At 60.8% G+C, this 25721-nt stretch carries 24 protein-coding genes; 18 read left to right on the plus strand and 6 right to left on the minus strand.

What is annotated here, in order from left to right; all coding sequences use genetic code 11:
* Positions 1-30: 30 nt before the first annotated feature.
* On the plus strand, positions 31-2277 hold the full coding sequence (locus tag N434_RS07275) for an OmpA family protein (protein ID WP_110757184.1): 2247 nt from the start codon (positions 31-33) through the stop codon (positions 2275-2277).
* Between the two features lie 204 nt (positions 2278-2481).
* Here the strand turns inward: N434_RS07275 and N434_RS07280 are convergent, their stop codons facing one another.
* A complete protein-coding gene (locus tag N434_RS07280; RefSeq protein WP_110756925.1) occupies positions 2482-3405 on the minus strand; it encodes a pseudouridine-5'-phosphate glycosidase in 924 nt (307 codons plus the stop codon).
* Positions 3406-3434: 29 nt separating this feature from the next.
* Positions 3435-4376 (minus strand): carbohydrate kinase family protein, encoded by a 942-nt coding sequence (locus N434_RS07285; RefSeq protein WP_110756926.1) that lies wholly within the window; start codon positions 4374-4376, stop codon positions 3435-3437.
* Between the two features lie 246 nt (positions 4377-4622).
* On the opposite strand from N434_RS07285, the gene recA reads away from it, so the two are divergent.
* The 3 genes from recA to N434_RS07300 all read left to right on the plus strand — a co-directional run bounded on the left by recA (position 4623) and on the right by N434_RS07300 (position 9105).
* On the plus strand, positions 4623-5708 hold the full coding sequence (gene recA / locus N434_RS07290; protein ID WP_065115971.1) for a recombinase RecA: 1086 nt from the start codon (positions 4623-4625) through the stop codon (positions 5706-5708).
* 236 nt (positions 5709-5944) lie between these two features.
* Positions 5945-8608 carry an alanine--tRNA ligase gene (gene alaS / locus N434_RS07295; RefSeq protein ID WP_110757186.1) on the plus strand — a complete coding sequence of 888 codons (2664 nt, stop codon included), beginning with the start codon at positions 5945-5947 and terminating at the stop codon, positions 8606-8608.
* 113 nt (positions 8609-8721) lie between these two features.
* On the plus strand, positions 8722-9105 hold the full coding sequence (locus tag N434_RS07300) for a VOC family protein (protein ID WP_110757194.1): 384 nt from the start codon (positions 8722-8724) through the stop codon (positions 9103-9105).
* Between the two features lie 75 nt (positions 9106-9180).
* On the opposite strand, the gene N434_RS07305 is transcribed toward N434_RS07300, so the two are convergent.
* Positions 9181-9807 carry a glutathione S-transferase family protein gene (locus tag N434_RS07305; protein WP_110756928.1) on the minus strand — a complete coding sequence of 209 codons (627 nt, stop codon included), beginning with the start codon at positions 9805-9807 and terminating at the stop codon, positions 9181-9183.
* 338 nt (positions 9808-10145) lie between these two features.
* Positions 10146-10682, minus strand: a complete 537-nt coding sequence (locus tag N434_RS07310) for an anthrone oxygenase family protein (protein WP_161490911.1) — start codon at positions 10680-10682, stop codon at positions 10146-10148.
* Between the two features lie 84 nt (positions 10683-10766).
* Between N434_RS07310 and N434_RS07315 the strand changes: the two genes are divergently transcribed.
* Positions 10767-11390: a TetR/AcrR family transcriptional regulator gene (locus tag N434_RS07315; protein ID WP_110756929.1), complete on the plus strand. Its 624-nt coding sequence runs from the start codon at positions 10767-10769 to the stop codon at positions 11388-11390.
* A 19-nt stretch (positions 11391-11409) separates the two neighbouring features.
* Here the strand turns inward: N434_RS07315 and N434_RS07320 are convergent, their stop codons facing one another.
* Positions 11410-12624, minus strand: a complete 1215-nt coding sequence (locus N434_RS07320) for an NADP-dependent isocitrate dehydrogenase (protein ID WP_110757195.1) — start codon at positions 12622-12624, stop codon at positions 11410-11412.
* A gap of 214 nt (positions 12625-12838) precedes the next feature.
* Here N434_RS07320 and N434_RS07325 point away from each other — a divergent pair, with 214 nt between their 5' ends.
* The 8 genes from N434_RS07325 (at position 12839) to N434_RS07365 (ending at position 19625) form a co-directional block, all read left to right on the plus strand.
* Entirely contained in the window at positions 12839-13372 is a 534-nt protein-coding gene (locus N434_RS07325) for a hypothetical protein (protein WP_181423906.1), read from the plus strand.
* Positions 13373-13506: 134 nt separating this feature from the next.
* A complete protein-coding gene (locus N434_RS07330; protein WP_110757199.1) occupies positions 13507-14352 on the plus strand; it encodes an RNA methyltransferase in 846 nt (281 codons plus the stop codon).
* Positions 14336-15157: a glutamate racemase gene (gene murI, locus N434_RS07335; protein WP_110756931.1), complete on the plus strand. Its 822-nt coding sequence runs from the start codon at positions 14336-14338 to the stop codon at positions 15155-15157. The genes N434_RS07330 and murI overlap by 17 nt, the downstream gene beginning before the upstream one ends.
* A 378-nt stretch (positions 15158-15535) precedes the next feature.
* Positions 15536-15775 carry a hypothetical protein gene (locus N434_RS07345; protein ID WP_065115962.1) on the plus strand — a complete coding sequence of 80 codons (240 nt, stop codon included), beginning with the start codon at positions 15536-15538 and terminating at the stop codon, positions 15773-15775.
* 108 nt (positions 15776-15883) lie between these two features.
* A complete protein-coding gene (locus N434_RS07350; protein WP_181423907.1) occupies positions 15884-16372 on the plus strand; it encodes a GNAT family N-acetyltransferase in 489 nt (162 codons plus the stop codon).
* 45 nt (positions 16373-16417) lie between these two features.
* Positions 16418-17056: a LysE family translocator gene (locus tag N434_RS07355; RefSeq protein WP_110756935.1), complete on the plus strand. Its 639-nt coding sequence runs from the start codon at positions 16418-16420 to the stop codon at positions 17054-17056.
* A gap of 37 nt (positions 17057-17093) precedes the next feature.
* Positions 17094-17981 (plus strand): EamA family transporter, encoded by an 888-nt coding sequence (locus N434_RS07360; RefSeq protein ID WP_065115959.1) that lies wholly within the window; start codon positions 17094-17096, stop codon positions 17979-17981.
* Between the two features lie 126 nt (positions 17982-18107).
* On the plus strand, positions 18108-19625 hold the full coding sequence (locus tag N434_RS07365; protein WP_110756936.1) for a helicase HerA domain-containing protein: 1518 nt from the start codon (positions 18108-18110) through the stop codon (positions 19623-19625).
* 229 nt (positions 19626-19854) lie between these two features.
* Here N434_RS07365 and N434_RS07370 read toward each other — a convergent pair whose 3' ends face one another.
* A complete protein-coding gene (locus N434_RS07370; RefSeq protein WP_110756937.1) occupies positions 19855-20838 on the minus strand; it encodes a TerC family protein in 984 nt (327 codons plus the stop codon).
* A gap of 451 nt (positions 20839-21289) precedes the next feature.
* Between N434_RS07370 and rpsD the strand changes: the two genes are divergently transcribed.
* From rpsD to N434_RS07395, 5 genes are all read left to right on the plus strand, one after another.
* Positions 21290-21907, plus strand: coding sequence for a 30S ribosomal protein S4 (gene rpsD, locus N434_RS07375; RefSeq protein ID WP_003520423.1), 618 nt, complete (start codon positions 21290-21292; stop codon positions 21905-21907).
* 69 nt (positions 21908-21976) lie between these two features.
* On the plus strand, positions 21977-22906 hold the full coding sequence (locus N434_RS07380) for a glutaminase (RefSeq protein WP_110756938.1): 930 nt from the start codon (positions 21977-21979) through the stop codon (positions 22904-22906).
* Positions 22907-22970: 64 nt separating this feature from the next.
* Entirely contained in the window at positions 22971-23906 is a 936-nt protein-coding gene (ttcA, locus tag N434_RS07385) for a tRNA 2-thiocytidine(32) synthetase TtcA (RefSeq protein ID WP_110757201.1), read from the plus strand.
* A gap of 19 nt (positions 23907-23925) precedes the next feature.
* Entirely contained in the window at positions 23926-24753 is an 828-nt protein-coding gene (locus tag N434_RS07390) for an inositol monophosphatase family protein (RefSeq protein ID WP_110756940.1), read from the plus strand.
* 30 nt (positions 24754-24783) lie between these two features.
* Positions 24784-25608: an inositol monophosphatase family protein gene (locus N434_RS07395; RefSeq protein ID WP_065115953.1), complete on the plus strand. Its 825-nt coding sequence runs from the start codon at positions 24784-24786 to the stop codon at positions 25606-25608.
* Positions 25609-25721: the final 113 nt, after the last annotated feature.

Raw genomic sequence — 25721 nt, forward strand, 5'->3', positions numbered from 1 at the left:
CGGCCAATAATGGCAGATGAGGAAGCACCGATGCTGAAGAAGAACACATTGCTGACGGGGGTGGTTTTCCCCCTCATGTCGCTGGCGATTGCGGTGGAGCCGGCAGCTGCCGGTTTTGCCGGAGCCGCACGGGCGCAGACGCAGATGCCCCAGACCCCGCTGATTCTGGCGCAGGCGCAGCCGGAAGGGCAGGCCGCGGAGGAACAGAACCCGGAAGAGCTTCTGCGCAAACAGCGCAAGCAGGTTGAGGAGGCGCAGCCCCAGGCCGAGCCGCAGAAGCAGGAGCAGGCACCGGAACCGCCGCGTGAACGCCCGCCCGAGCCGAAGCCGGAAGCCGTACCCGCCGAACCGCGCCCCGAGCCACAGCGGGAAGCGCAGCCGGAACCCCAGCGCGAGCCGCAGCAGCGCGAAGCCCGCCCGGAGCCCGCACCGGCCGAACAGCCACAGGAGCGCCCGCGCCGCGCCGAGCGCGTGCAGGAGCCGCAGGGCGAAGGTGAACAGCGCCCCGCCCGCCAGCGCCCGGAGGCGGCGCCCGAAGCTGCTCCCGAGGCCGCGCCGGCCGAACAGCAGCCGAAGGAGCGCCCCCGCAAGCCGGAGCGTGCCGAGCAGCCAGCAGGCGAGGGTGAGCAGCGTCCGCGCAAGGAACGTGCGAAGGAGCCTGCCGCCGAGCAGCCTGCCGCTCGCCCTGAAAATGCCGAACAGCCCGCCAAACCGACGCCGGAGAAAAAGCCGCAGGTAGAGGAGAAGGCGTCCGAGCCGGCCGAAAAGGCCGTTCCGGAGAAGAAGCCCGCAGCCCCCGAGCCCGCCGCGAAGGAAGCTCCTGTTCCGACGGAAGCGCCGACCCCTGCGCGTCCGCCGGCACCGGAGGCCCAGCCTAACCCTGCGCCGGGCCAGCAGCCTTCCGAAAAACCGGCCGAAGGGCAGGGCAGGACGGAGCCGGCAGCGCCGCTGCCGGGTACTCCGACACCTCCGCCGAGCGGTGCTGCCACCGGACAGGCGCCTGCCGGTGAGCCCGTTCCCAACCAGGTTGCCGTTCCGCAGACGGAAGCGCCGCCGATGACGAAGGAAGAACTGGACAAGGCCAAGGCGGTTGCCAAGGACCCGTCCAAGACCGCCGATACCGTCATTCTGCCGGTCGACAAGGGCGCGGCCGTTCTCGACAGCGACAAGGAAGTGGAACGCTCCGGCAACAATCAGGCCCGTGAGCAACGCCGTCGCGAGCGCGAACAGGCTGGTGACGTGAAGGTTCCGACCTCCGACGCCGAGGCGCAGCGCGCCGGTGCCGCCGAAGGCAAGACCCCGCCGCCGCCCGTGAAAATGGAGGCGATCACCTCCCAGCAGGGCGAGCGCATTGACCGCCGTCCGCAATATGAGCGGCCGGAAGGCGTGCGCGAATGGCAGCCACGTGAGGGCCGCCCGCGTGACCGGGATCGTGATCGCGATGCGCCGATCATCCTGCAATTCGGCGACCGTGTCGTGGTGCGTGGCGATGACAACCAGCGCTTCATCCGTGATGGTGGCGAGCCCTATTACGAGCGTCTGCCGGGCGGTCGCGTCCGCGAAACCGTGGAGCGCCGTGACGGCACGCAGGTGGTGACGATCCGCAATCGTTATGGCGACGTGATCCAGCGCTCGCGCATCGACGATCGCGGCCGGGAATATGTGCTGTTCTACGCACCGGAACTGATGGACGATCCGGACCGCGATTATGTCTATCGTGATCCGGGCCTCGACCTGCCGCCGATGCGTCTGCGCATCCCCGTCCGCGACTACATCATCGATACCTCGAGCGATCCGGACCGCGATTATTACCGCTTCCTGGAGCAGCCGCCGGTCGAGCCGGTGGAGCGGGTCTATTCGCTGGACGAAGTGCGGTATTCGGCCCGTATCCGCGACAAGGTGCGCCGTATCGACCTCGATACGATCACCTTTGCCACCGGCAGCGCCGAAATTCCGATGGCGCAGGCCCGTTCGCTGCGCAAGGTGGCTGACGCGATCAACAAGGCGCTGGAAAAGAACCCGGCCGAAACCTTCCTGATCGAAGGCCATACCGATGCCGTGGGTTCTGATGAAAGCAACCTCGTTCTTTCCGACGAGCGCGCCGCTTCCGTTGCCAACGTGCTGACCGATGTCTACGGCATCCCGCCGGAAAACCTCGCGACGCAGGGCTATGGCGAGCGTTACCTGAAGGTCCAGACACTCGGCCCGGAGCAGCAGAACCGCCGCGTCACGATCCGCCGTGTCACGCCGCTGGTGAAGCCGGTCGCGCAGAACTGATTGGGTTCTGGCAGGAAAACAAAGGCCCGGAGAGCGCAAGCTTTCCGGGCTTTTTTGTTGATTACTATGTCCCCAGCGCCGAGGCGTTTGACGAAGTTGGATCATCCGCAATCCGTCACCCCGGATCTAGTCCGGCACGACAGATGAGAGGTTTTCGAACCCTACCATCGCCCACAAACTTGAGGATGATCCCAACCTCGGCGGTTAGTCCAGCGCCACGGCGATTTCCGCCGCCAGCCGCGCATTGTTGCGCACCAGCGCGATATTGGTCTCCAGGCTGCGGCCGTCCGTCAAGCGGAAGATATCGCCGAGCAGATAGGGTGTGACCGCCTTGCCGGTGACTTCGTCGCGCTCGGCATGGGAGATGGCGCGGTTGATGTAGATTTCCATCTCCTCGCGCGGGATTTCGTCTTCTTCCGGCACGGGATTGGCAATCAGCATGCCGCCCTCGATGCCGAGCTGTTCGCGGGTCGCCTGGAAATTGGCGATCGCCGCCGGGCTGTTCAGCGAGAGCGGGCTCGGCAGGCCGGAGGAGCGCGACCAGAAGGCCGGGAATTCTTCAGAACCGAAGGTGACAACAGGCACGCCATTGGTTTCGAGAACTTCCAGCGTCTTTGGAATGTCGAGGATTGCCTTGGCGCCGGCGCAGACGACGATCACGCCCGTCCTGGCCAGCTCGGTCAGATCGGCGGAGATGTCGAAGGTCTCTTCCGCGCCTTTGTGCACCCCGCCGATGCCGCCGGTGGCGAAAACGCGGATGCCGGCGCGGGCGGCGGCGATCATGGTGGCGGCAACCGTGGTGGCGCCCGTGCGGCGCTCGGCGATCGCGAAGGCGATATCGGCGCGCGAGACCTTCATGGCATCGGTGGTCTGGGCGAGCGCCTCAAGCTGGTCTTTCTCAAGGCCGATATGCAGGGTGCCATGAATGACGGCGATGGTGGCCGGAACCGCACCCTGATCGCGGATGATCTGCTCGACGCTTTCCGCCATCTCGATATTGCCGGGATAGGGCATGCCATGGGTGATGATGGTCGATTCAAGGGCGACGATCGGCGCGCCGCGCTGCTTGGCGGCGGCGACTTCCTGGGAATAGACGATGGGAAGGAGCGGGGAGATGGGGCGGGTCATTTCGTTTGTTCCAATTTACACAAGCGGGTTCATGCCAGCATTTCGGCCTGGGGAACAAGCCCCAACATGGCTTCGACACTGTCTTTTGATAGGTCCTGGGAGGTGGCGAAGGGCGATTGCACGGTGATGGCGGCGGCAGCCGCACCCTGCCTCAAGGCTTCCGCAATCGTCTTTCCCTCGGCGATGGCGGCAAGGTAACCGGAAGCCATGGCGTCACCCGCGCCGGTCACGTCCTTTACATCATGGATGAGGGGCGGGTGGAGGATCGCCGTTTCGGTCTCGCTGAAGGCCACCACTTCGCTGGCGCCACGGGTGACGACGCCGCCGGCAAGCCCGGCCCTGCGCAGAATGCCTGGCCACTCGCGGACGTCAGCCGCCGTCTCGCCGGTCAGGGCGCGGGCCTCCGCCTCGTTCATGAAGAGAATGTCGATATCGCCGAGCGCCTCCTTCAGCTTCACCGCCTTGGCGGGCGAAATGGCGATGGCCGCGAGCGGCTTTTCGCAGGCGCGGGCGACAAGGCCGAGCGCCTTCAGCGTGTCATCGGGCAGATTGGCGTCGCAGAGCAGGATATCGCTCGCCGTGATCGCCTCGCGCACGGCACGCACCTTCAGGCGGCGGGGGGTGAAAAGCTTGTAGAGGTCCATATCGGCCAGTGCGATGACCAGATTGCCATCGCGCTCCAGAATGGCGGTGTAGCTTGGTGTGCGGCGGTCGAGGAAGGTGAACGGCGTATCCTCCACGCCCGCCTGCCTTGCGGCCTCCGCCACCGCTTCGCCGGTCACGTCGCCGCCGCGCGGGGCGATGATGCGGACATGAAAACCGAGTCGGGAAAGATTGCGCGCGGCGTTGAAACCGCCGCCGCCGGCCTCTTCCATCCACGAGCCGGGATTGCTGGCACCCGGCGCCGTCTCGGTCTCGATCATGCCGCGCCGGTCGATATGCGCGCCGCCCAGAACGAGTATTTTCTTCACGCTTGCGTTTCCCTCTTTCGCGCATGGAAAGGCCGGACGATTCGGGCCTCACCGCGGGTCGATCACTTTTGCGCCGGTCCGGCCGTCACGATTGGAACCGGAAAAAACAAAAGTAGAACAAACCACTTATCGCTATTTGTTTTCAATATGCTGGCTTAGCCTTGCGAAATGAGAACAAATAGAGTACATACCATTTCCATACTGCTTCATTGCCTGTGCGGCTTCAATAACCTAAAGGTGGTTCGGATGGCACAAAATTCTTTGCGTCTCGTAGAGGATAAATCGGTGGATAAAAGCAAGGCACTGGAAGCGGCGCTCTCCCAGATCGAACGGTCGTTCGGCAAGGGATCGATCATGAAGCTCGGTTCCAATGAAAACGTGGTTGAGGTGGAGACCGTTTCGACGGGATCGCTCAGCCTGGATATCGCGCTCGGCATCGGCGGCCTGCCGAAGGGGCGCATCATTGAAATTTACGGTCCGGAAAGCTCGGGTAAGACGACGCTGGCGTTGCAGACCATTGCGGAAGCCCAGAAGAAGGGCGGCATCTGCGCCTTCGTCGACGCCGAACATGCGCTCGATCCGGTTTACGCCCGCAAGCTCGGCGTGGATCTGCAGGGCCTTCTGATCTCGCAGCCGGATACGGGCGAGCAGGCGCTGGAAATCACCGATACGCTGGTGCGTTCCGGCGCGGTTGACGTGCTGGTCGTCGACTCCGTTGCGGCGTTGACGCCACGGGCGGAAATCGAAGGCGAAATGGGCGACAGCCTGCCGGGCCTTCAAGCGCGTTTGATGAGCCAGGCGCTGCGCAAGCTGACCGCGTCGATCTCCAAGTCGAAGTGCATGGTGATCTTCATCAACCAGATCCGCATGAAGATCGGCGTCATGTTCGGTTCGCCGGAAACGACGACGGGTGGTAACGCGCTGAAGTTTTATGCCTCCGTTCGTCTCGACATCCGTCGTATCGGCTCCGTCAAGGAGCGCGAAGAGGTTGTCGGCAACCAGACTCGCGTCAAGGTCGTCAAGAACAAGATGGCCCCGCCCTTCAAGCAGGTGGAATTCGACATCATGTATGGCGAAGGCGTTTCCAAGACCGGTGAGCTGGTCGATCTCGGCGTGAAGGCCGGTATCGTCGAAAAATCCGGTGCCTGGTTCTCCTATAACAGCCAGCGTCTGGGGCAGGGGCGTGAAAACGCCAAGACCTTCCTGCGCGACAATCCGGAAACGGCCAATGAGATCGAGCTGGCGCTGCGCCAGAATGCCGGTCTGATCGCTGACCGCTTCCTGCAGAATGGCGGCCCGGAAGCCGGTGATGGCGACGGCGACGAAGGCTGACCCTGTCCCTGAAACGAGCCCGATGCTGAAAGTCGGGCCTGCATTTCCAGACGGAACGGTTGATGAAAATGGGCCTTGCGACTTGCCTCGCACGGCCCTTTTTGTTTGCCGATGCGTCTCCGCGGGCCGGCATGGCTGGACAGGGCACTATGCGGACGATAAAAGCCAGTGATTTTGCAATATAGCCATCATTTCCGATGGCGATGATGGACTCCAGCTGTGAGCGGTGTGTGGGCATGAGCGGTGTGAATGAAATTCGGTCGACCTTTCTCGACTACTTCAAGAAGAACGGACACGAGATCGTGCCCTCCAGCCCGCTGGTGCCGCGCAACGATCCCACACTGATGTTCACCAATGCCGGCATGGTGCAGTTCAAGAACGTCTTCACCGGTCTTGAAAGCCGTCCTTACTCCACGGCCGCCTCGGCGCAGAAATGCGTGCGTGCCGGCGGCAAGCATAACGACCTCGACAATGTCGGTTATACCGCCCGTCACCACACCTTCTTCGAAATGCTCGGCAATTTCTCCTTCGGCGATTATTTCAAGGAAGAGGCGATCACCCATGCCTGGAACCTGATCACCAAGGAATTCGGCATCGACCGCAACCGCCTGCTGGTCACGGTCTATCACACCGACGACGAGGCCTTTAACCTCTGGAAGAAGATCGCCGGTTTCTCCGACGACCGCATCATCCGCATTCCGACCAGCGACAATTTCTGGGCGATGGGCGATACCGGTCCCTGCGGCCCCTGTTCGGAAATCTTCTACGATCACGGCGATCATATCTGGGGCGGCCCGCCCGGTTCGCCGGAAGAGGACGGCGACCGTTTCATCGAAATCTGGAACCTCGTCTTCATGCAATATGAGCAGCTGACGAAAGAAGAGCGCATCGACCTGCCGCGTCCGTCGATCGATACCGGCATGGGTCTCGAGCGCATTTCGGCGCTGCTGCAGGGCAAGCACGACAATTACGATACGGACCTGTTCCGTGCGCTGATAGCTGCTTCCGTGGAAGCGACCGGCGTTCCGGCCGAAGGCGAAAAGCGTGCCAGCCACCGCGTCATCGCCGATCATCTGCGTTCGTCCGCCTTCCTGATTGCCGATGGCGTTCTGCCGTCGAACGAAGGTCGCGGTTATGTCCTGCGCCGCATCATGCGCCGCGCCATGCGCCATGCCGAACTTCTCGGCGCGCGCGAGCCGCTGATCTACAAGCTGCTGCCGGCGCTGGTGCAGCAGATGGGCCGTGCCTATCCGGAACTGGTCCGCGCCGAGGCGCTGATTTCCGAGACGCTGAAGCTTGAGGAAACCCGTTTCCGCAAGACGCTGGAACGCGGCCTGTCGCTGCTCTCCGATGCCACCTCGACCCTGCACAAGGGCGACATGCTGGATGGCGAGACTGCCTTCAAGCTTTACGACACCTATGGCTTCCCGCTCGACCTGACGCAGGATGCGCTGCGCGCCCGCGAAATCGGCGTCGATATTTCCGGCTTCACCGATGCGATGGAGCGCCAGAAGGCGGAAGCCCGTTCGCACTGGGCCGGTTCCGGCGACAAGGCGACCGAAACCGTCTGGTTCGAGCTGAAGGAGAAGCTCGGCGCGAGTGAGTTCCTCGGTTACGACACCGAAACCGCCGAAGGCGTCATCCAGGCAATCGTCAAGGATGGCAAGGCTGTCGACAGCGCTGCCGATGGTGAGACCGTGCAGGTCGTCGTCAACCAGACGCCGTTTTACGGCGAGTCCGGTGGCCAGATGGGCGACACCGGCGTGATCTCCGGCGACAATGGCGCCTTTGCCGTTTCCGATACCCAGAAGAAGGGCGAAGGTCTCTTCGTGCATCTGGGCACGGTATCCAGGGGCGGCCTCAAGGTTGGCGATGCCGTTCAGCTGACGGTCGATCACGGTCGCCGCTCGCGTCTGCGCGCCAACCATTCCGCCACCCATCTGCTGCATGAGGCGCTGCGTGAGGTGCTTGGCACCCATGTGGCACAGAAGGGTTCGCTGGTTGCGCCCGAGCGCCTGCGTTTCGACGTATCGCATCCGAAGCCGATGTCGGCCGAGGAGCTGAAGGTTGTCGAGGATATGGCAAACGAGATCGTGCTGCAGAACTCGCCTGTTGTCACCCGCCTGATGAGCGTCGATGACGCCATTGCCGAGGGCGCCATGGCGCTGTTCGGCGAAAAATATGGTGACGAGGTTCGTGTTGTCTCGATGGGCACGGGTCTGCATGGCGCGAAAGCCAACCGTCCCTATTCCGTGGAACTGTGCGGCGGCACGCATGTGGCCGCCACCGGCCAGATCGGCCTTATCCGCATTCTCGGCGAAAGCGCCGTTGGTGCAGGTGTGCGCCGTCTCGAGGCCGTGACCGGGCAGGGCGCGCTTGCCTATCTCGCCGAGCAGGATGAGCGGGTGAAGGCGCTGGCGTCTTCGCTGAAGGTACAGCCGGGCGATGTTCTGTCGCGCGTCGAGGGTCTGCTCGACGAGCGCAAGAAGCTGGAGCGCGAGCTTGCGGATGCGCGCAGGAAGCTCGCCATGGGCGGCGGTTCATCGGATGCCGGCGCAAGCGACGTCAAGCAGGTCGCAGGTGTCAATTTCCTCGCGAAATCGCTGTCGGGCATCGATGCCAAGGACCTGAAGGGTCTTGCCGATGAGGCGAAGGCCAATCTCGGTTCCGGCGTCGTGCTGCTGATCGCCGTTTCCGAAGACGGCAAGGCAAGCGCTGTTGCAGCCGTAACCGAAGATCTGACGGCCCGTTTCAGCGCCGTCGATATCGTCCGTACCGCTTCCGCAGCCCTTGGCGGCAAGGGCGGTGGCGGTCGCCCGGATATGGCGCAGGCCGGTGGCCCGGATGGCGCCAGGGCGCAGGAGGCCATCGAAGCGGTGGCCGCGGCACTGGCCGCATGATCCGGAACAATTCATGAAGGCGGGGTTTTACCCCGCCTTTTTGTTTTGACCTTCAAAGGCAAAAACGAAAGGCGCGGATGGCCGGGCGCCGGGGACATGAAAGGGAGAATGTGATGCGCTTTGTAAATCCCATCCCTTTCGTGCGCGATATAAACCGGTCCAGGGCGTTTTATCGTGACAGGCTTGGGCTGACGATATTGGAGGATTTCGGGAACTTCGTCCTCTTTGAAACCGGCTTTGCAATCCATGAGGGGCGGTCGCTTGAGGAAACGATCTGGCGGACCTCGCCGGATACGCAGGAAGCCTATGGCAGACGCAACATGCTGCTTTATTTCGAACATGCGGATGTGGACGCGGCTTTTCGAAATATCGGGCCGCATGTGGAGCTTATCCATCCGCTGGAGCGGCAGTCCTGGGGCCAGAGAGTATTTCGTTTTTACGATCCGGACGGGCATGCGATAGAGGTCGGAGAGCCGCTCGGCCAGCCCGGTGAATGACCCGTCGCGAAAATCGACCCGATGGGTGATTTCCGGACGGGCTATGCTTGGTTCGTCCGGAAACGGGCGAGCCGATTATCCCGTCGCCTGCAAATCCTTCGCCGCTTCCTCGTCGAGCTGGGCGGCGCGCTTGAAAGCCGGGCGGTCGGTGAGGTGGGCCATGTAGTCGATGAAGGCCGGGCGTTTTTCGATCGTGCCGAAGTGCAGCCCCCAACCGATATGGGCGCCGACATAGACATCGGCCGCGGTGAACAGATCGCCGGCGATGAAACGGTTTTCGCTGACGGCCCGTTCGAGCGTATTCATCACGTCGGCATAGCTGCCGCAGCCGGCCATGCGTAGCTTCTCCTTCGGCACTTCGAAACCCATCGCCTTCATGCTCGCCGCCATTTCCAGCGGGCCTGCGGCAAAGAACATCCAGCGGTAATAAAGCCCGCGCGCCTTGGGTGTCGGCGCAAGGTTCGCGCCGGGAAAGGCATCGGCGAGATAGGCGCAGATCGCCGCTGCCTCGGTGACGATGGTATCGCCATGTTTGATGGCCGGCACCTTGGCCATCGGGTTTATCAGCCGGTAAGCGGGCGATTTCATCGAGGTTTCGAAGTTCAAGATTTCCGTTTTATACGGAACACCCACTTCTTCGAGCATCCAGCGCGCGATGCGTCCGCGCGACATGGGATTGGTGTAGAAGATCAACTCACTCATAGTTTTGCCTCCCCAAGCAAAATAGCCGCAACCTCATGGGGAAACCCTGCGGGTCCCTCACTGGCGCGGTGTGTTTTTATAATCCGCGGCATCATTCTCACGCTCCTTGAAGATCGTACTGACGCTGCGGTAAGTTTTGACTGCGCCGGGCAAGTTATCTGTAAGTAGATGCTGTTTCAGCTTTGTCTTATTGTTGTGCTGGCCACGGCACGGTGCAGAATCGAAGTCTGCGCCTAGTGCAACGTCTAATCAAGATACTGTGAACAAAAAAAGAAAACCGGGCGTTTCGACCCGGTTTTTTAGCTTTTTCCACTTTTTTCTGCCCGATTCAGCCCAGATCAAGAGGGCTTGTGTCTCCCCGTGTTTCTTGTTGCGGAAAAAAGCGCGACAGCAAAGGCGATCGTGGTGAGTAAGGCGCGGATGGTATTGGAGAGCGCCCAGCGGTCGCGCAGTTCCTGCCAATCCTGCGGTATCTCGGTGGAAACAGTCTTGAAGAACTCGTTGATGGGGACGTTGACCATTCGGGTCTGGATTACGACGACGGTGTAGATGATGAGAGCTACCACCCACAACAGCCTGTTGCTGCGGTCGACAAGTGCGGCACTTGAAAGCATGGCAAGCGGAAGAAAGAAGGCGATAAAGAACAGGCCGTTTCGAACGCTGATATTGATGCCATTAAACGCCGGAATAAAAACATCGGCATCCAGCTGCTGGAATGCCATCATCACGGGATTGCTGAAGGCGAAGAAAAAGCCGGCCATGATGCCAAGGCTCAGCGGCGCAGCAATACGGGATGCAAAAATTGCCGGTTCTCTTGCCGAAGCCAGCGCGGAAAAGTGCTTTGTGGTTATCTCGTGCAGAAATGAGCTGGACATGAAAATCTCCATCTAATATCCGTACAGGTACGTACGGATATTAATTCCGTACGTACCTGTACGGATTTTGTCAAGGGAGCATCCATGCGTAGTGAGAGCAGGGAGTTGCGGCGGCGCGAGATCGTCGAACATGCCTTCACCATGCTGGCGCGGGATGGGTATGCCGCGTTTTCGATGCAGGCGCTGGCAAAGGTCAGCAAATCGTCGAAGGAAACGCTTTACGGCTGGTTTGGCGGCAAGGCCGGGCTTTACGAGGCGATGGTTGCCGAAAATGCTGCGGCACTGGTGTTGCCCTCTGCTGAGGCTTCCGATGGGGTGAATGAGCTATCCCGTTTCGGGGCTGATCTATTGGCAATGCTGCTCGGAGAGCGGGCCGTGTTGCTCAATCGGGTGGCGGCGGCGGAGGCCGGTGATGATGCAGCGCTTGGAGGGTTGCTGGCGGAAAACGGCCGTGACCACGTCATGCCGAAACTCGCGGCCTATTTTCATGCATTGGAAGAACGCGGTGTCATATGCGCTGACATGCCGGAAGGGCCGGGCGAGATCTGGCTGTCGCTTCTGGTCGGAGATTTGCAGATCAGGCGCGCGACGGGCGCACTCGGTCTTCCGACGCACGAGGAGGTGAGGGCGCGCTCGGCCCGTGCCGCCGCGCTGACGTTTCAGCTTTGTGGCGCAAAGAAAAAACCCGGCGCTGAGGCCGGGTTCTAATGTCGCTGAGTGAAGAGGCTTAAGCCGCCATCGCCTTCTTGAGGTTCTCGTCGATCTTGTCGAGGAACGCGGTGGTGGAGAGCCAGGGCTGGTCCGGACCGATGAGCAGGGCCAGATCCTTGGTCATGAAGCCGCTTTCGACGGTGTCGACGCAGACGGTTTCGAGCGTTGTCGCGAATTTTGCCAGTTCGGCATTGTCGTCCAGCTTGGCGCGGTGGGCGAGGCCACGGGTCCAGGCGAAGATCGAGGCGATCGAGTTGGTCGAGGTTTCCTGACCCTTCTGGTGCTGGCGGTAGTGGCGCGTCACCGTGCCGTGTGCGGCTTCGGCTTCGACCGTGCGGCCATCGGGAGACAGGAGAACGGAAGTCATCAGGCCGAGCGAGCCGAAGCCCTGAGCAACCGTGTCGGACTGAACGTCGCCGTCGTAGTTCTTGCAGGCCCAGATGTAGCCGCCGGACCACTTCAGCGCGGAAGCGACCATGTCGTCGATCAGGCGGTGCTCATAGGTGATGCCGATTTCGTCGAACTGCTTCTTGAATTCGTTCTGGTAGACTTCTTCGAAGATATCCTTGAAGCGGCCGTCATAGGCCTTGAGGATGGTGTTCTTCGTGGAGAGGTAAACCGGCCACTTGCGCATCAGGCCGTAGTTCATGGATGCGCGGGCGAATTCGCGGATGGATTCGTCGAGGTTGTACATGGCAAGCGCCACGCCGGCGCTCGGAGCGTCGAAGACGTCCTTTTCGATGACCTGGCCGTCTTCGCCGACGAACTTGATCGTCAGCTTGCCCTTGCCGGGGAACTTGAAATCGGTTGCCTTGTACTGGTCGCCGAAAGCGTGGCGGCCGACGACGATCGGCTTGGTCCAGCCGGGAACGAGGCGCGGAACGTTCTTGCAGATGATCGGCTCGCGGAAGATGACGCCGCCCAGAATGTTGCGGATCGTGCCGTTCGGGCTCTTCCACATCTGCTTCAGGCCGAATTCCTCGACGCGGGCTTCATCCGGGGTGATCGTGGCGCATTTGATGCCGACGCCGTGCTTCTTGATGGCGTGTGCCGCATCGACGGTGACCTGGTCGTTGGTGGCATCGCGGTTTTCAACCGAGAGGTCGTAATATTCGATATCGAGATCGAGGTAAGGCAGGATCAGCTTGTCCTTGATCAGCTGCCAGATAATACGGGTCATTTCGTCGCCGTCGAGATCGACGACCGGATTGGCTACCTTGATCTTTGCCATGAATTCCTCACCTTCGAAGCTGTGGCGCCTGTTGACGCCAATAGTCGGAAAAATATCCGGTGCGGCTATAGCATCGCACGCGCCTGAGGCAAAGCCATGGGGGGCGCTTTTTTGGCGCAGCGCAATAACGCTTTGCGCATTGCCAAACCACAATGCCGGAATACAGTCAGGCGAATCGCTTCGCCCGCCGTCGGGCCAATCCCGGGATCACATCATGCGGAATATTCTGCTTTTGACTGCCGCCGTCCTCTTTTCGCACAGCGCCCTTGCGGCAGGGCCTGCCGATCCCGTCCAGAAGGTGATGGATATCACCGTGAAGAACTGGTCCGGCGATGCGGAAAACTGGAAATATATTTTCGATGAGGACATGCTGACCAGCCTGTTCAGCAAGGACTTCGTCACCCAATATCGCGAAGCATCCAAGAAGCCGGCTTACGAGGCGGAAAGCGGCGAGACCGGCGATCCCTTCGGTTACGATGTCGTGACGAACTCGCAGGATGGCTGCCCGCTGGCGGATGTCTCGGTAACGCCGGGCGCGGTGAAGGACGGCGTGACTAACGTGACGGCGAAGTTCAAGCTCTGGGCCTGCATGGACGAGGCGGAAATGAAGGCAACCGTCGACGAGGTGCATTTCGATGTCATCGAGGAAGACGGCCGGCCGGTCATCAGCGATATTCACCGGGTTGGCGATGAGGGCAGGGATTCGCTGCGCGAAGAAATGGCGACGATCATCAAGGGAGAGCAATAGGGCGTCTTGCCAGCAGGCTGGTCCAGGCTTTCCCCGCGCCGGCTTTGATTTTGACGCGGATCTGTGCCAGTGAAGCGCGCTTTAGCGCGTCGGGCTGAAAATCGATGCGACGCTTCAAAAGACTGGAAACGACGATGGCAGGCACTAACAGCGAGCTCGAACTTCTGGCGGAAGGCCCGGCGATCATTCTGGTCGAGCCGCAGCTCGGCGAAAATATCGGCATGGTGGCACGGGCGATGGCCAATTTCGGCCTTTCCGAACTGCGTCTGGTCAATCCGCGTGATGGCTGGCCGAGCGAGAAGGCGCGTGCTGCCGCTTCCAAGGCCGATCATGTCATTGACGGCACCAGGGTATTCGAGACGCTGGAAGAGGCGATCAAGGATCTCAATTTCGTTTATGCCACGACGGCGCGCGAGCGTTACGGTTTCAAGCCGGTGCGGGCGCCGGTAACCGCCGCCGATACGCTCAGGGCAAAATTCAAGGCTGGCGAAAAGACCGGTATCCTGTTCGGGCGGGAGCGCTGGGGGCTGACGAACGAGGAAGTGGCGCTGGCCGACGAGATCGTGACCTTCCCGGTCAACCCCGCCTTTGCCTCGCTGAACATTGCGCAGGCGGTGCTGCTGATGTCCTATGAATGGATGAAATCAGGCATGGACGACCTGGGTGAAACGCTTTTCCAGTCCGTCGAGCAGCGACCTTCGACCAAGGAGCAGGTTTTCGGCCTGTTCGAACATATCGAGGAAGCGCTGGATGCGCGCGGTTATTTTCATCCTGCTGAAAAAAAGCCGAAAATGGTCGACAATCTGCGTGCCGTGCTGTCGAGACGGGGTTTTTCCGAGCAGGAAATCAGCGTTGTCCGCGGCGTGATCAATTCGCTCGACCGTTTCCCCCGGCAGTGGCCAAAGCAGTCAGGCCGGGCCGCGCCGTCGGCTGAGGGCGCCAATTCGGAGAGGACCGGGGAGAATGCTGAAGACGAGTGAGGCTGCGGCCGATGTGCTGAAACCGGTACTGGTATTTGATTCCGGCATTGGCGGGCTGACCGTGCTGCGCGAGGCGCGCGTGCTGATGCCCGAGCGCGGTTTCATCTATGTGGCCGACGATGCGGGTTTTCCCTATGGCGGATGGGAAGAGGAGGCGCTGAAGACGCGTATTCTCTCGCTCTTCGAAACGCTGCTACAGGACTACAGCCCGGAAGTCTGCATTATCGCCTGCAACACCGCCTTCACGCTGGCCGGAGCCGATCTTCGCGCCCGGTTTCCGCAGATGACCTTCGTCGGCACCGTTCCCGCTATCAAGCCGGCGGCGGAGCGCACCCGCTCCGGCCTCGTCTCCGTGCTGGCGACGCCGGGCACCGTCAAGCGCGCTTACACGCGTGATCTCATCCAGTCCTTCGCGACGCAATGCCATGTCCGTCTCGTGGGCTCGGAAAATCTGGCGCGCATGGCGGAAAGCTGGATCAGGGGCGAGCCGGTTTCGGACGAGACGGTGCTGGCCGAAATCGAACCCTGCTTCATCGAGAGCGAGGGCAAGCGCACCGATATCGTCGTGTTGGCCTGTACCCACTATCCCTTCATGGCCAATGTGTTTCGCCGGCTGGCGCCCTGGCCGGTGGACTGGCTCGACCCCGCCGAGGCGATCGCCCGGCGGGCGCGCCATCTGGTGCCGCTGCCGCAGGATGCGGAACATCCCGATGGTTTCGACTTTGCCGTCTTCACATCGGGCAAGCCGGACTTCGCCACGCGGCGGCTGATGCAGGGGTTTGGGCTCAGCGTTTCGGCAGCCTGAGCGCCTGTTGTATTTTTGCATCTATCCCATTTGACTTTTACAATTCGAGATTGCGACCACTTGTCGCGCCTGGCATCTCGTGTAAGATGCTCCTCGTGTGTAACCGCTATAAAAGGAGGCGCGAAATGACTGACGATTTTAATATGCGCCTTAACGGCATGTCTGGCATTTCCGGCATGGTCATCGGTGGTTACATGTTCCGAGGCATTACCCTCCGATAAGGCTTATTGCCTGATTTCTTTGCCGTTTGGCATTTTCACTTCGTTCGACATCTGAATTGTGCGTTAGCGTGGCCCGTCTGCTGCGTCCGTCGTTCCGGCATGTCGTTTTCCATCGATAAAGGACCCGGTCGCTTTGCCGCGCCGGGATGGATTTCTCATGCAAAATGATCAACCATTGGTAGCATATACGCTGCCGGATGCGGTCGACCGTCTGTTCGTCACATTCGGCGTCTGGAAAACTCTGAAGACGGTGCTTGTTGCGGCCATGGTGCCACGTGCTCCGCCGGCAGATGTTACCGATCTGCCGGAACGCCTGCTGGACGATATCGGTCTTGCGCCCTCCGAGCGGAAGCGGCGTCAAGACTGGGAGGTGCCTTACTGGGCGCCGCGGTTTTGATTGGGGTAACCGTGCTTCGCCGGTCCGCAAGGTCCGGCGAAGCTGTCTATCTGTTTTATGAAACCGTCGCGATCCCGTGCTTTCATCGTATTTTTGGAGTGGAGTTCCATGCGAATCCGAAAAGTCACGACGGCCGATATCGGGCTGCTTTGCCCTGTGTTTGTCGACATGGAGCGGCATTATGAGGGGGCGGGCGCGATTGGCGAGGCGGAGGTGCGTGCCCGTCTCGGGCGATTTTTGCGTTCCGGCCACGGCATCATGCTTGTTGCTGTCGATGATGGCGCTCTGGGCATTCTCTCAATGTTCGAGATGTTTCCCGGCGTGGCGTTGCGTCCGGTCTGGTTCATGAAAGAGCTTTATGTCGCCGAATGGGCGAGAAGCCGTGGCATCGGCGAGGCGCTGATCCGCGAGGCGGCAAAAATTGTCGTCGAACAGGGCGGTTCACGGCTCGATTTCACCACCGGCCGCGACAATAGTGGCGCGCAACGGTTCTACAGCCGCGTTGGGGCGGGCGAGGTGGAGTGCGTTGTCCTTCGCTTCGACGAGGCTGCACTTGCCCGTCTTGCCCAGCAGGAAACGGAGCACTTGCCAGAGTAATGTTTCCGTGGCTTGCTCCCAAAAATCGGACAAAGGAGACTCATCATGCCGCTGGAGAACTGGCTGGCCTTCGTGGCCGCATCCGCCATCATGCTCGCCATTCCGGGACCGACGATCCTGCTGGTGATTTCCTACGCGCTCGGCCATGGCCGTAAGGCGAGCACCGCGACGGTGACGGGCGTGGCGCTGGGGGATTTCACCGCGATGACGGCGTCGATGCTGGGGCTCGGGGCGTTGCTTGCGACATCGGCGGCACTTTTCACCGGGCTTAAATGGATCGGTGCGGCTTATCTCGTCTATCTCGGCATCAAGCTGTGGCGTTCGCCGGTTGGCGGAGAAGGCGCCGAAGGGACGGGCGTGACCGGCCGTGAAAGGCCGCTCAAGATTTTCCTGCACGCTTATATCGTCACTGCGCTGAACCCGAAGAGCATCGTGTTTTTCGTGGCCTTCCTGCCGCAGTTTCTCGTGCCGACATTGCCGTTTTGGCCACAGGTGCTGATTTTCGAGGTAACGTTCCTGGTGCTTGCCACCGTGAATGCGGCGCTTTATGGACTTCTGGCAAGTGCCGCCCGCAACACGATCCGCAAGCCGAAGGTTCAGCGCATCGTCAACCGCACGGGTGGCGGTCTCCTGATCGGCGCCGGTCTCATTGCCTTTGGCTGGAAGAGGGCGGTCACGCCCTAAGGCACCTCTCTATCGCCTGAAATTCGGACATAACAAAATGGCATTGCCGCATATACTTCTCGCCCTGATCACCGTGTTTTTGTGGGGCTTCAATTTCGTCGCCATCAAGGTCGGCGTTACCGACATGCCGCCTTTGTTTCTGACGGGTGTGCGTTATTTCTTCGCTGCCGTGCCGCTGGTATTCTTCCTGCCGAAACCCAATGTGCCGTGGCGGCATATGATCGTGTACGGCATGGCGATGGGCTTCGTGCAGTTCGGCCTGCTTTACCCGGCCATCAAGCTCGGCCTGCCGGCGGGGCTTGCTTCGCTCGTCATGCAGTCGCAGGCTTTTTTCACGCTGGCGCTTGCCGTGGTGTTTCTCGGCGAGCGGCCATTGCCTTCACAGATCGTCGGCGCGATCATTGCTTTTGGCGGGCTGGCGGTCATCGGCGTGGAACGCATGACGGTCGCAGCCCTGGTGCCGCTTCTGATGGGGGTCGGCTCGGCAATTGCCTGGGCCTGCGGCAACATCGTCAATCGCCGCATCGGCCAGGTGAATGCGGTTTCCTTTGTCGCATGGACGAGCCTTGTACCGGTTCTGCCGTTGATCCTGCTTTCGCTGGTGGTGGAAGGGCCTGAGGCGATTGCGGAAGGCGTGCTCAATGCGACGCCGACGATGGCTCTCGTGGTGATCTACATGGCCTATGGTGCGACGATTGTCGGCGCGGGCATCTGGAGCTACCTGCTTCTGCGTTATCCGGCCGGAACGGTGGCACCGTTTTCGCTGCTGGTGCCGATTGTCGGTTTCGTCAGCGCCTATCTCGCTTTTGCGGAGCATATCACCGTCTTTGAAGTGGTCGGTGCCGCATTGGTCATCATCGGGCTGATGCTGAATGTGTTCGGCAGACGGCTTGCATTTTTGCGGGTCTCGTCCGGGGCTGCCTAGAGGCGGTGCAATTGCCTGTGCATTATCGGCACGGGACAGACGCAACCGGCGATTTTTTGGTAAAGAGCATGTTCGGCCGCCGCCAGGGGAATCGGCCGGATCGGATACAGCACGAGGAATTGAACATTGCAGGTCGGCATCGACATGGGAACCCTATCGGGCGGGCAGCAGGCCAAGCTTGATATCGAGGAATTGCTTGCGACGCGTTTGCTGGTGCAGGGCAATTCCGGTTCCGGCAAGTCGCATCTGCTGCGCCGGCTGCTGGAGCAATCGGCGCCATGGGTGCAGCAGGTCATCATCGATCCCGAGGGTGATTTCGTCACGCTTTCCGACAGGTTCGGTCATGTGGTGGTGGATGGCGAGCGCACCGAAGCCGAGCTTGCCGGCATTGCCAACCGCATTCGCCAGCACCGCGTTTCCTGCGTGCTGACGCTGGAAGGTCTCGATATCGAACAGCAGATGCGGGCCGCAGCCGCCTTCCTCAACGGCCTGTTCGATGCCGACCGCGAATTCTGGTATCCGGTGCTTGTGGTCGTGGATGAGGCGCAGATGTTTGCGCCCTCCGTTGCCGGTGAAGTGACGGAGGATGCGCGCAAGGCGTCGCTTGGCGCCATGACCAATCTGATGTGCCGTGGCCGCAAGCGCGGTCTTGCCGGCGTCATTGCCACGCAGCGTCTTGCGAAGCTCGCCAAGAACGTGGCGGCTGAAGCCTCGAACTTCCTGATGGGCCGTACTTTCCTCGATATCGACATGGCGCGCGCTGCGGACCTGCTCGGCATGGACCGGCGACAGGCGGAAATGTTCCGCGATCTGCAGCGCGGCAATTTCGTGGCGCTCGGCCCGGCGCTTTCGCGTCGCCCGCTGCCCATCGTCATTGGAGCGGTGGAGACCTCGGCGCGCTCATCTTCGCCAAAGCTGATGCCGTTGCCGGATGCACCGCAGGATGTAGAAGACCTGATCTTCACGCCGGACCCGGAAGAATTCACGCGCGCCGCCGTGCGCCGCACGCCGCCGGCACCACGCCCGACCACGGATATTCTCGCCGAACTCTCCCGTTCCACGCCCGCCGCCGTTGGCCCTACACCGGAGCAATCGCCGCGTGCAGGTCAGCCGGAACTGACGCCGGAAGAGCGTGAGGAAAAGATCGGTGCGGTTCTCGTTGAAATTCTCGACGATCCACAATCGGCCTATCGCACGGATGCCGTGCTTTATCAGGATTTTCTGGTGCGCGCCCGTATGCGCCGCATTCCCGGCACGCCGATGACGCTGGCGGAATTCCGCCGGCAGGTGGCGATTGCCCGCTCCGGCGTGGATGCGGCGATGGCGGCAAGCGAAGGCTGGGAGAAGGCGCTGGAATTGTCCATGTCGGTTTCCGATGACCTGCAGGGAGTCTTCCTGCTGCTGGTCAAGGCCGCTCTTGGCGAGGAGCCTTGCCCGTCGGATGCCCGCATTGCCCGCGCCTATGGCACCCATTCCGCCCGCCGTGCGCGGCGTCTGCTCGGCTATTTCGAAGAGAAGGAGCTCGTGGTGGTGCATGCCGATTTCTCCGGCAAGCGCATCGTGGCGTTTCCCGATCTCGACGCAAAAACCGCACCCGGCGATGCGGATGCGGCTGAGGATGATGCGCGGCTTGCGGCGGAATGAGGTTGGCGGGGTTCCTGTTAGACTTACCTTCCGTCATGCCGGACTTGATCCGGCATCCAGTCACGGCGCGTCTGCGCCGTGAGAAGAGTCTATTGCGATCAAGGACTTGATCGCGCTGGACCCCGGATCAAGTCCGGGGTGACGGCGTGTATAGCGGTGGCAAACTCACCCATCAGCGGAGCGTCTGGGAGAGGAGGAGACGGCACAATCGCCTCCTCCTTGCTCATCATTACTCGACTGCCTTCACTTCTTTCCGCGTCGCGATCAGCGAACCGATGATGCCGGTTGCGAGGATGGCGACCGTGACGCCGAGCGAGACGGCGGGCGGGATCTTGGCGATGCCGAGCATATCGGCGACGAAGATTTTCGAACCGACGAAGACCAGAACCGCAGCCAGCGCATATTTCAGATAAGCGAAGCGGTGGATCAGGGCGGCAAGCGCAAAATAGAGGGCGCGCAGGCCAAGGATCGCGAAGATGTTCGAGGTATAGACGATAAACGGATCGGTGGTGATCGCGAAGATCGCCGGGATCGAATCGACCGCGAAGATCAGGTCGGCGATTTCGACCATGATGAGCGCCAGGAAGAGCGGCGTCACGAAGGTTTTCAGCTTGCCGGTGGTCGCATCCGTTTCCTTGACGAAGAATTTCTCGCCATGCAGCTTTTCCGTCACCGGCAGGCGGCTGCGCAGGAATTTCAGGATGCGGTTGTTGCCGATATCGGCCTCGTCATGGTCGGACGAGAACAGCATCTTGAGGCCCGTGAAGACGAGGAAGGCCGCAAAGAGATAAAGCACCCAGTGGAAGTTTTCGACGATGGCCGCACCGCCGGCGATCATGATGCCGCGCAGGATGATGACGCCGAGGATACCCCAGAGCAGCACACGGTGCTGGTACTGACGGGGAATGGCGAAATAAGAGAAGATCATGGCGATGATGAAGATATTGTCCATCGCCAGGCTTTTTTCGACCACGAAACCGGTGACATATTCCATCGCCGATTGCTGGCCGGACTGATACCAGATCCAGCCGCCGAAGGCCAAACCGATGGCAATATAAAAGCCGGACATCAGCAGGCTTTCACGAATGCCGATTTCCTTGGAATTCTTGTGCAGAACGCCGAGATCGAGCGCGAGCAGGCCAAGGACGAGAGAAATGAAGACCGCCCACATCCATGTGGGGGTACCGAGAAAATCGTTGAGGAGGAACTCCATCAGTCAACCTTTAGCCGGACGAGGTTGGCTTTGCGGATGGGGAACGTGTGTCAAGAATATACGTGGGCCCCAACCTAAAGAAACTCGACATCACGTGTTGTCCGGTAACACGTCAGAGGGGCCCGAGTTCTGATCACGATGGGTAAATGGGTGGCCCCTCGATCTTTTCAAGGGCAGGGCCGAGAAAAAATCGGCAGGCGCTGTTTGACAAATTTGTAAAACGACTATAGAAGCCGCCCCAACGCCGGGCAGTGATGTCCGGTGTGTTTTGTTGACTGCCTTGCAGTTTAAAGGCTGACGTTCGGCGGTCAATATCACCGACATGTCCCGTGGTTTCTCCATTTGCATGTGAGAAGCCTGTCAGAGGCCCTGAAACGGGCTTCAGAGGAGGGCGTGTTTCCTTAAACCGGTTTGGCAACAGACCGGCATAACCTTTTGAGAAGGAAATACGATGAGCAAGCGCGAATCGGCTAAGTACAAAATTGACCGCCGCATGGGCGAAAACATCTGGGGTCGTCCGAAGTCCCCGGTTAACCGCCGCGAATACGGCCCGGGCCAGCACGGCCAGCGCCGCAAGGGCAAGATGAGCGACTTCGGCACGCAGCTGCGCGCCAAGCAGAAGCTCAAGGGCTACTACGGCGAACTGCGCGAAAAGCAGTTCCGCGCCACTTTCGACGAAGCAAACCGTCGCAAGGGTGACACTTCCGAAAACCTCATCGGCCTGCTCGAGTCGCGTCTGGACGCCATCGTCTACCGCGCCAAGTTCGTTCCGACCGTTTTCGCATCGCGCCAGTTCATCAACCATGGCCACGTCACGGTTAACGGCGTTCGCGTCAACATCGGTTCTTACCGCTGCAAGCCGGGCGACGTCATCGAAGTTCGCCAGAAGTCCAAGCAGCTCGTAACCGTTCTGGAAGCCGTTCAGCTCGCTGAGCGTGACGTTCCGGACTACATCGAAGTTGACCACAACAAGATGGTTGCGACCTACGCCCGCGTTCCGGCTCTCTCCGACGTTCCGTACCCGGTCGTCATGGAACCGCATCTGGTCGTCGAATTCTACTCGCGTTAATCGACGCGTTTCAGTATTCAGAAAGCCGCCCTTCGGGGCGGCTTTTTTGTTTGCCGGGGAAGGCTTTGCATGCAGGACATTCAGGGTATCGTCGATTCCATCTATGACAGCATGCTGCCAAGACTGGGCGAGGGGAAGGTTGCGGATTACATTCCCGAACTCGCCAAGGTCGATCCCAACCAGTTCGGCATTGCCATCACCACCGTCGATGGAACCACCTATACGGCCGGCAATGCGCTCACCCCGTTTTCGATCCAGAGTATCTCCAAGGTCTTCATGCTGACGCTGGCGCTCGGCAAGGCCGGTGAGACGGTGTGGAACCGGGTGGGGCGCGAACCTTCAGGCTCTTCCTTCAACTCCATCGTCCAGCTGGAGCATGAGCACGGCATCCCGCGCAATCCCTTTGTGAACGCGGGCGCCATCGTGGTGACCGATATCGTTCTTTCCGGCCACCAGCCGCGCGAGGCGATCGGCGAGCTTCTGCGCTTCGTTCGTTATCTCGCTGACGACGATACGATCAGTATCGACGATACGGTGGCGAAATCCGAGCAGGCGACGGGTTTCCGCAATTTCGCACTTGCCAATTTCATGCGCTCCTTCGGCAATCTGCACCACCCGGTGGAATATACGCTCGGCGTTTATTTCCATCAGTGTGCGCTGTCGATGACCTGCGCCCAGCTATCCCGTGCTGGCCTCTTCCTCGCCAATCGCGGCCGCAATCCGTTGACCGGTCACACGGTCGTTTCAGACCGCCGGGCGCGGCGCATCAATGCGCTGATGCTGACCTGCGGCCATTATGACGGATCGGGCGATTTCGCCTATCATGTCGGTCTGCCCGGCAAGAGCGGCGTCGGCGGCGGTATCATGGCGGTGGCGCCCGGCAAGGCGTCGATTGCCGTCTGGTCGCCGGGTCTCAACAAGGTCGGCAATTCGGCGCTCGGGTCACAGGCGCTGGAATTGCTGGCGACGAAAACCGGCTGGTCGGTATTCGGGGCTTGATATTGCCGGCGGATGGGGGCATTGCCTGCATGAAGAACGGCAGTCGTGCCGGAGCGAGCGGATGATGAACATTCTCACCAAGATCGATGACTTTGTAGATCAGGCCGGGGCCGCACCAATCGGGGTGGATCACGACGCGTCCGAGGAAAACGGCAGTTCGCATCCGCTGTTCGACAACGCGCCGCGGTCGGTCTCGTTCAACAAGCTGCGCAAGCGGCTGCTGCGTAATGTGCGGCAGGCGTTTGAAGATTTCGGCATGCTGAACGGCCAGAAGCGCTGGCTTGTCGGCCTTTCCGGCGGCAAGGACAGCTACGGTCTTCTGGCGCTGCTGCTCGATCTCAAATGGCGCGGGCTTTTGCCGGTGGAACTGGTGGCCTGCAATCTCGATCAGGGCCAGCCGAATTTTCCCAAACACGTCCTGCCGGAGTATCTGGCGAAGATCGGTGTCGTCCATCGCATCGAATATCGCGATACCTATTCGGTGGTGAAGGAAAAGGTGCCTTCCGGCGGCACTTACTGTTCGCTCTGTTCGCGGCTCCGGCGTGGCAATCTCTACCGCATCGCGCGGGAGGAGGGCTGCGACGCATTGCTGCTCGGTCATCATCGCGAGGATATTCTCGAGACCTTTTTCATGAACTTCTTCCACGGCGGCCGGCTGGCCGGAATGCCGGCGAAGCTTTTGAATGACGAGGGCGACCTGATGGTCCTGCGCCCGCTTGCCTATTGCGCCGAAGACGATATGGCGAAATTTGCGGCGGCGATGGAATTCCCGATCATTCCCTGCGACCTCTGCGGCTCGCAGGACGGGCTTCAGCGCAATATCATGAAAGAGATGCTGGCGGATATCGAACGGCGTATGCCGGGCCGCAAGGATGTGATGCTGCGGGCACTTGCGCATGTAAACCCTTCGCATCTGCTTGATCCCAGGCTTTTTGATTTTTCGGCGCTTGCTGTCACCGGGGCGTCACCTGAAGAGCGTAGTGAGGCCAGCCCTCCCTGATGAAGAAGTGCCCCGCGCCATGAGCCTTTCCGATAAAGATATCGACTTCCTCGTTTCCACCGTTGCCGCTGCCGGTACCGATGTCATCCTGCCCCGCTTCCGAAACCTGGGCGCCAGCGCCGTATCGGAAAAAACCTCCGCCGTCGATCTCGTCACCGAGGCCGATATTCTCGCGGAAAAGGCGATTACCGCCGCGTTGTTGCAGCGGTTTCCGACGGCCCATATCGTCGGTGAGGAAACCTATGACGCCGACCGGTCCGTCGTTTCCGCCCTTGCCGATGCGCCGCTCGCCTTCGTGATCGATCCCATCGATGGCACTTTCAACTATGCTTCCGGTTTTCCCGCTTTCGGTACGCTGCTTGCGGTCACCGTCAAGGGCGAAACGGTGGCGGGCATCATCCACGATCCTGTCATGGGCGATACCATTCTTGCACTGAAGGGCGAGGGTGCGTTTCTCAATCGCAGGAACGGCTCGCAGGCGAAGCTCCGGGTTGCCGATCCCGTGCCGTTGTCCGAAATGGTCGGCATCTTTTCCTGGGGCCACAGCCATCAGGATCGCCGCCCGGTGATTGCCGCCAATATGGCGAAGACAAGGATGGCGTTTTCGCTGAATTGTTCGGCGCACGAATATTGGCTCGTCTCGGCCGGCAAGCTGCATTTCATCGGCCATGAAAAGCTGATGCCCTGGGATCACCTCGCCGGCGTGCTCATTCATCAGGAGGCGGGCGGTTATACGGCCCGTTTCGACAATACGCCCTATCGGCCGGGACAAATGGCGGGTGGCATCCTGTCTGCCCCCGACAAGGAAAGCTGGAAGATGCTGCGACGGGAAATCGTCGCCTTATAGTCGTTGCGCTCAGAAAGAAGGATATCGCCCATGGCCCTCGAACTCGACATCGCCTCTCTCGCCAACGCGCTTCAGGAGGCGGCAGCAGTGGAAATCCTGCCGCGGTTCCGCAATCTGGGCGATGGCGACGTCAGGATAAAGTCCGAGGCGATCGATCTCGTCACCGAGGCCGACGAGGCCGCCGAGCGGTTGATCCGCGCCCGCGTACAGGACATCATGCCCGATGCGCTGTTCATCGGCGAAGAGGCGGTGGCGGCGGATGCCTCGCTGCTCGGCAAGCTTGCCGATGCCGATCTGGCCGTGGTGGTCGATCCGATCGACGGCACCTATAATTTCGCTTCCGGCCTGCCGCTCTTCGGCGTGATGATGAGCGTCATCTCCAAGGGCGAGACCGTTGCCGGCCTGATCTTCGATCCGATGGGCAATGACTGGGCGATTGCTGAAAAAGGCTCCGGCGCATGGCTTTGCAGCGCCGATGGCGCGCAGACGCAGATGTCGGTCGTGCCGGCGCCGGAACTGTCGCAGATGGTCGGCATCGCCAATACCGGCTATTTCGACATAGAGACCCGCCGCAAGGTGCTGCTGAACCTTGCGGATGTGCGGCTCTTCACCAGCTATCGCTGCGCGGCGCATGAATATCGCCTGTTCTGCGGCGGCCACATGCACTTCCTGATGTATAACAAGCTGATGCCGTGGGACCATCTGGCCGGTACGCTGATCTCGCAGGAATCGGGTGCCTACGCTGCCCGCCTCGATGGCTCGCCCTATCTGCCGCGCCATGTGGATGGCGGGCTGCTGCTGGCGCCGGATCAGGAGACCTGGGAATTGCTGCGCGAGAAGATTTTTACGGTGTGAAGCTTCGGATTCGGGGGGATGACGCAACACCCTCCACCGTCACGCCGGACTTGATGCGGCATCCAGCCGCGGCGCGTCTGCGCGGCGGAAAGACTTTTCTCAACCCAGGGGCT

Source organism: Rhizobium sp. UGM030330-04 (assembly GCF_003208455.1).
Classification (GTDB): domain Bacteria; phylum Pseudomonadota; class Alphaproteobacteria; order Rhizobiales; family Rhizobiaceae; genus Agrobacterium; species Agrobacterium rhizogenes_A.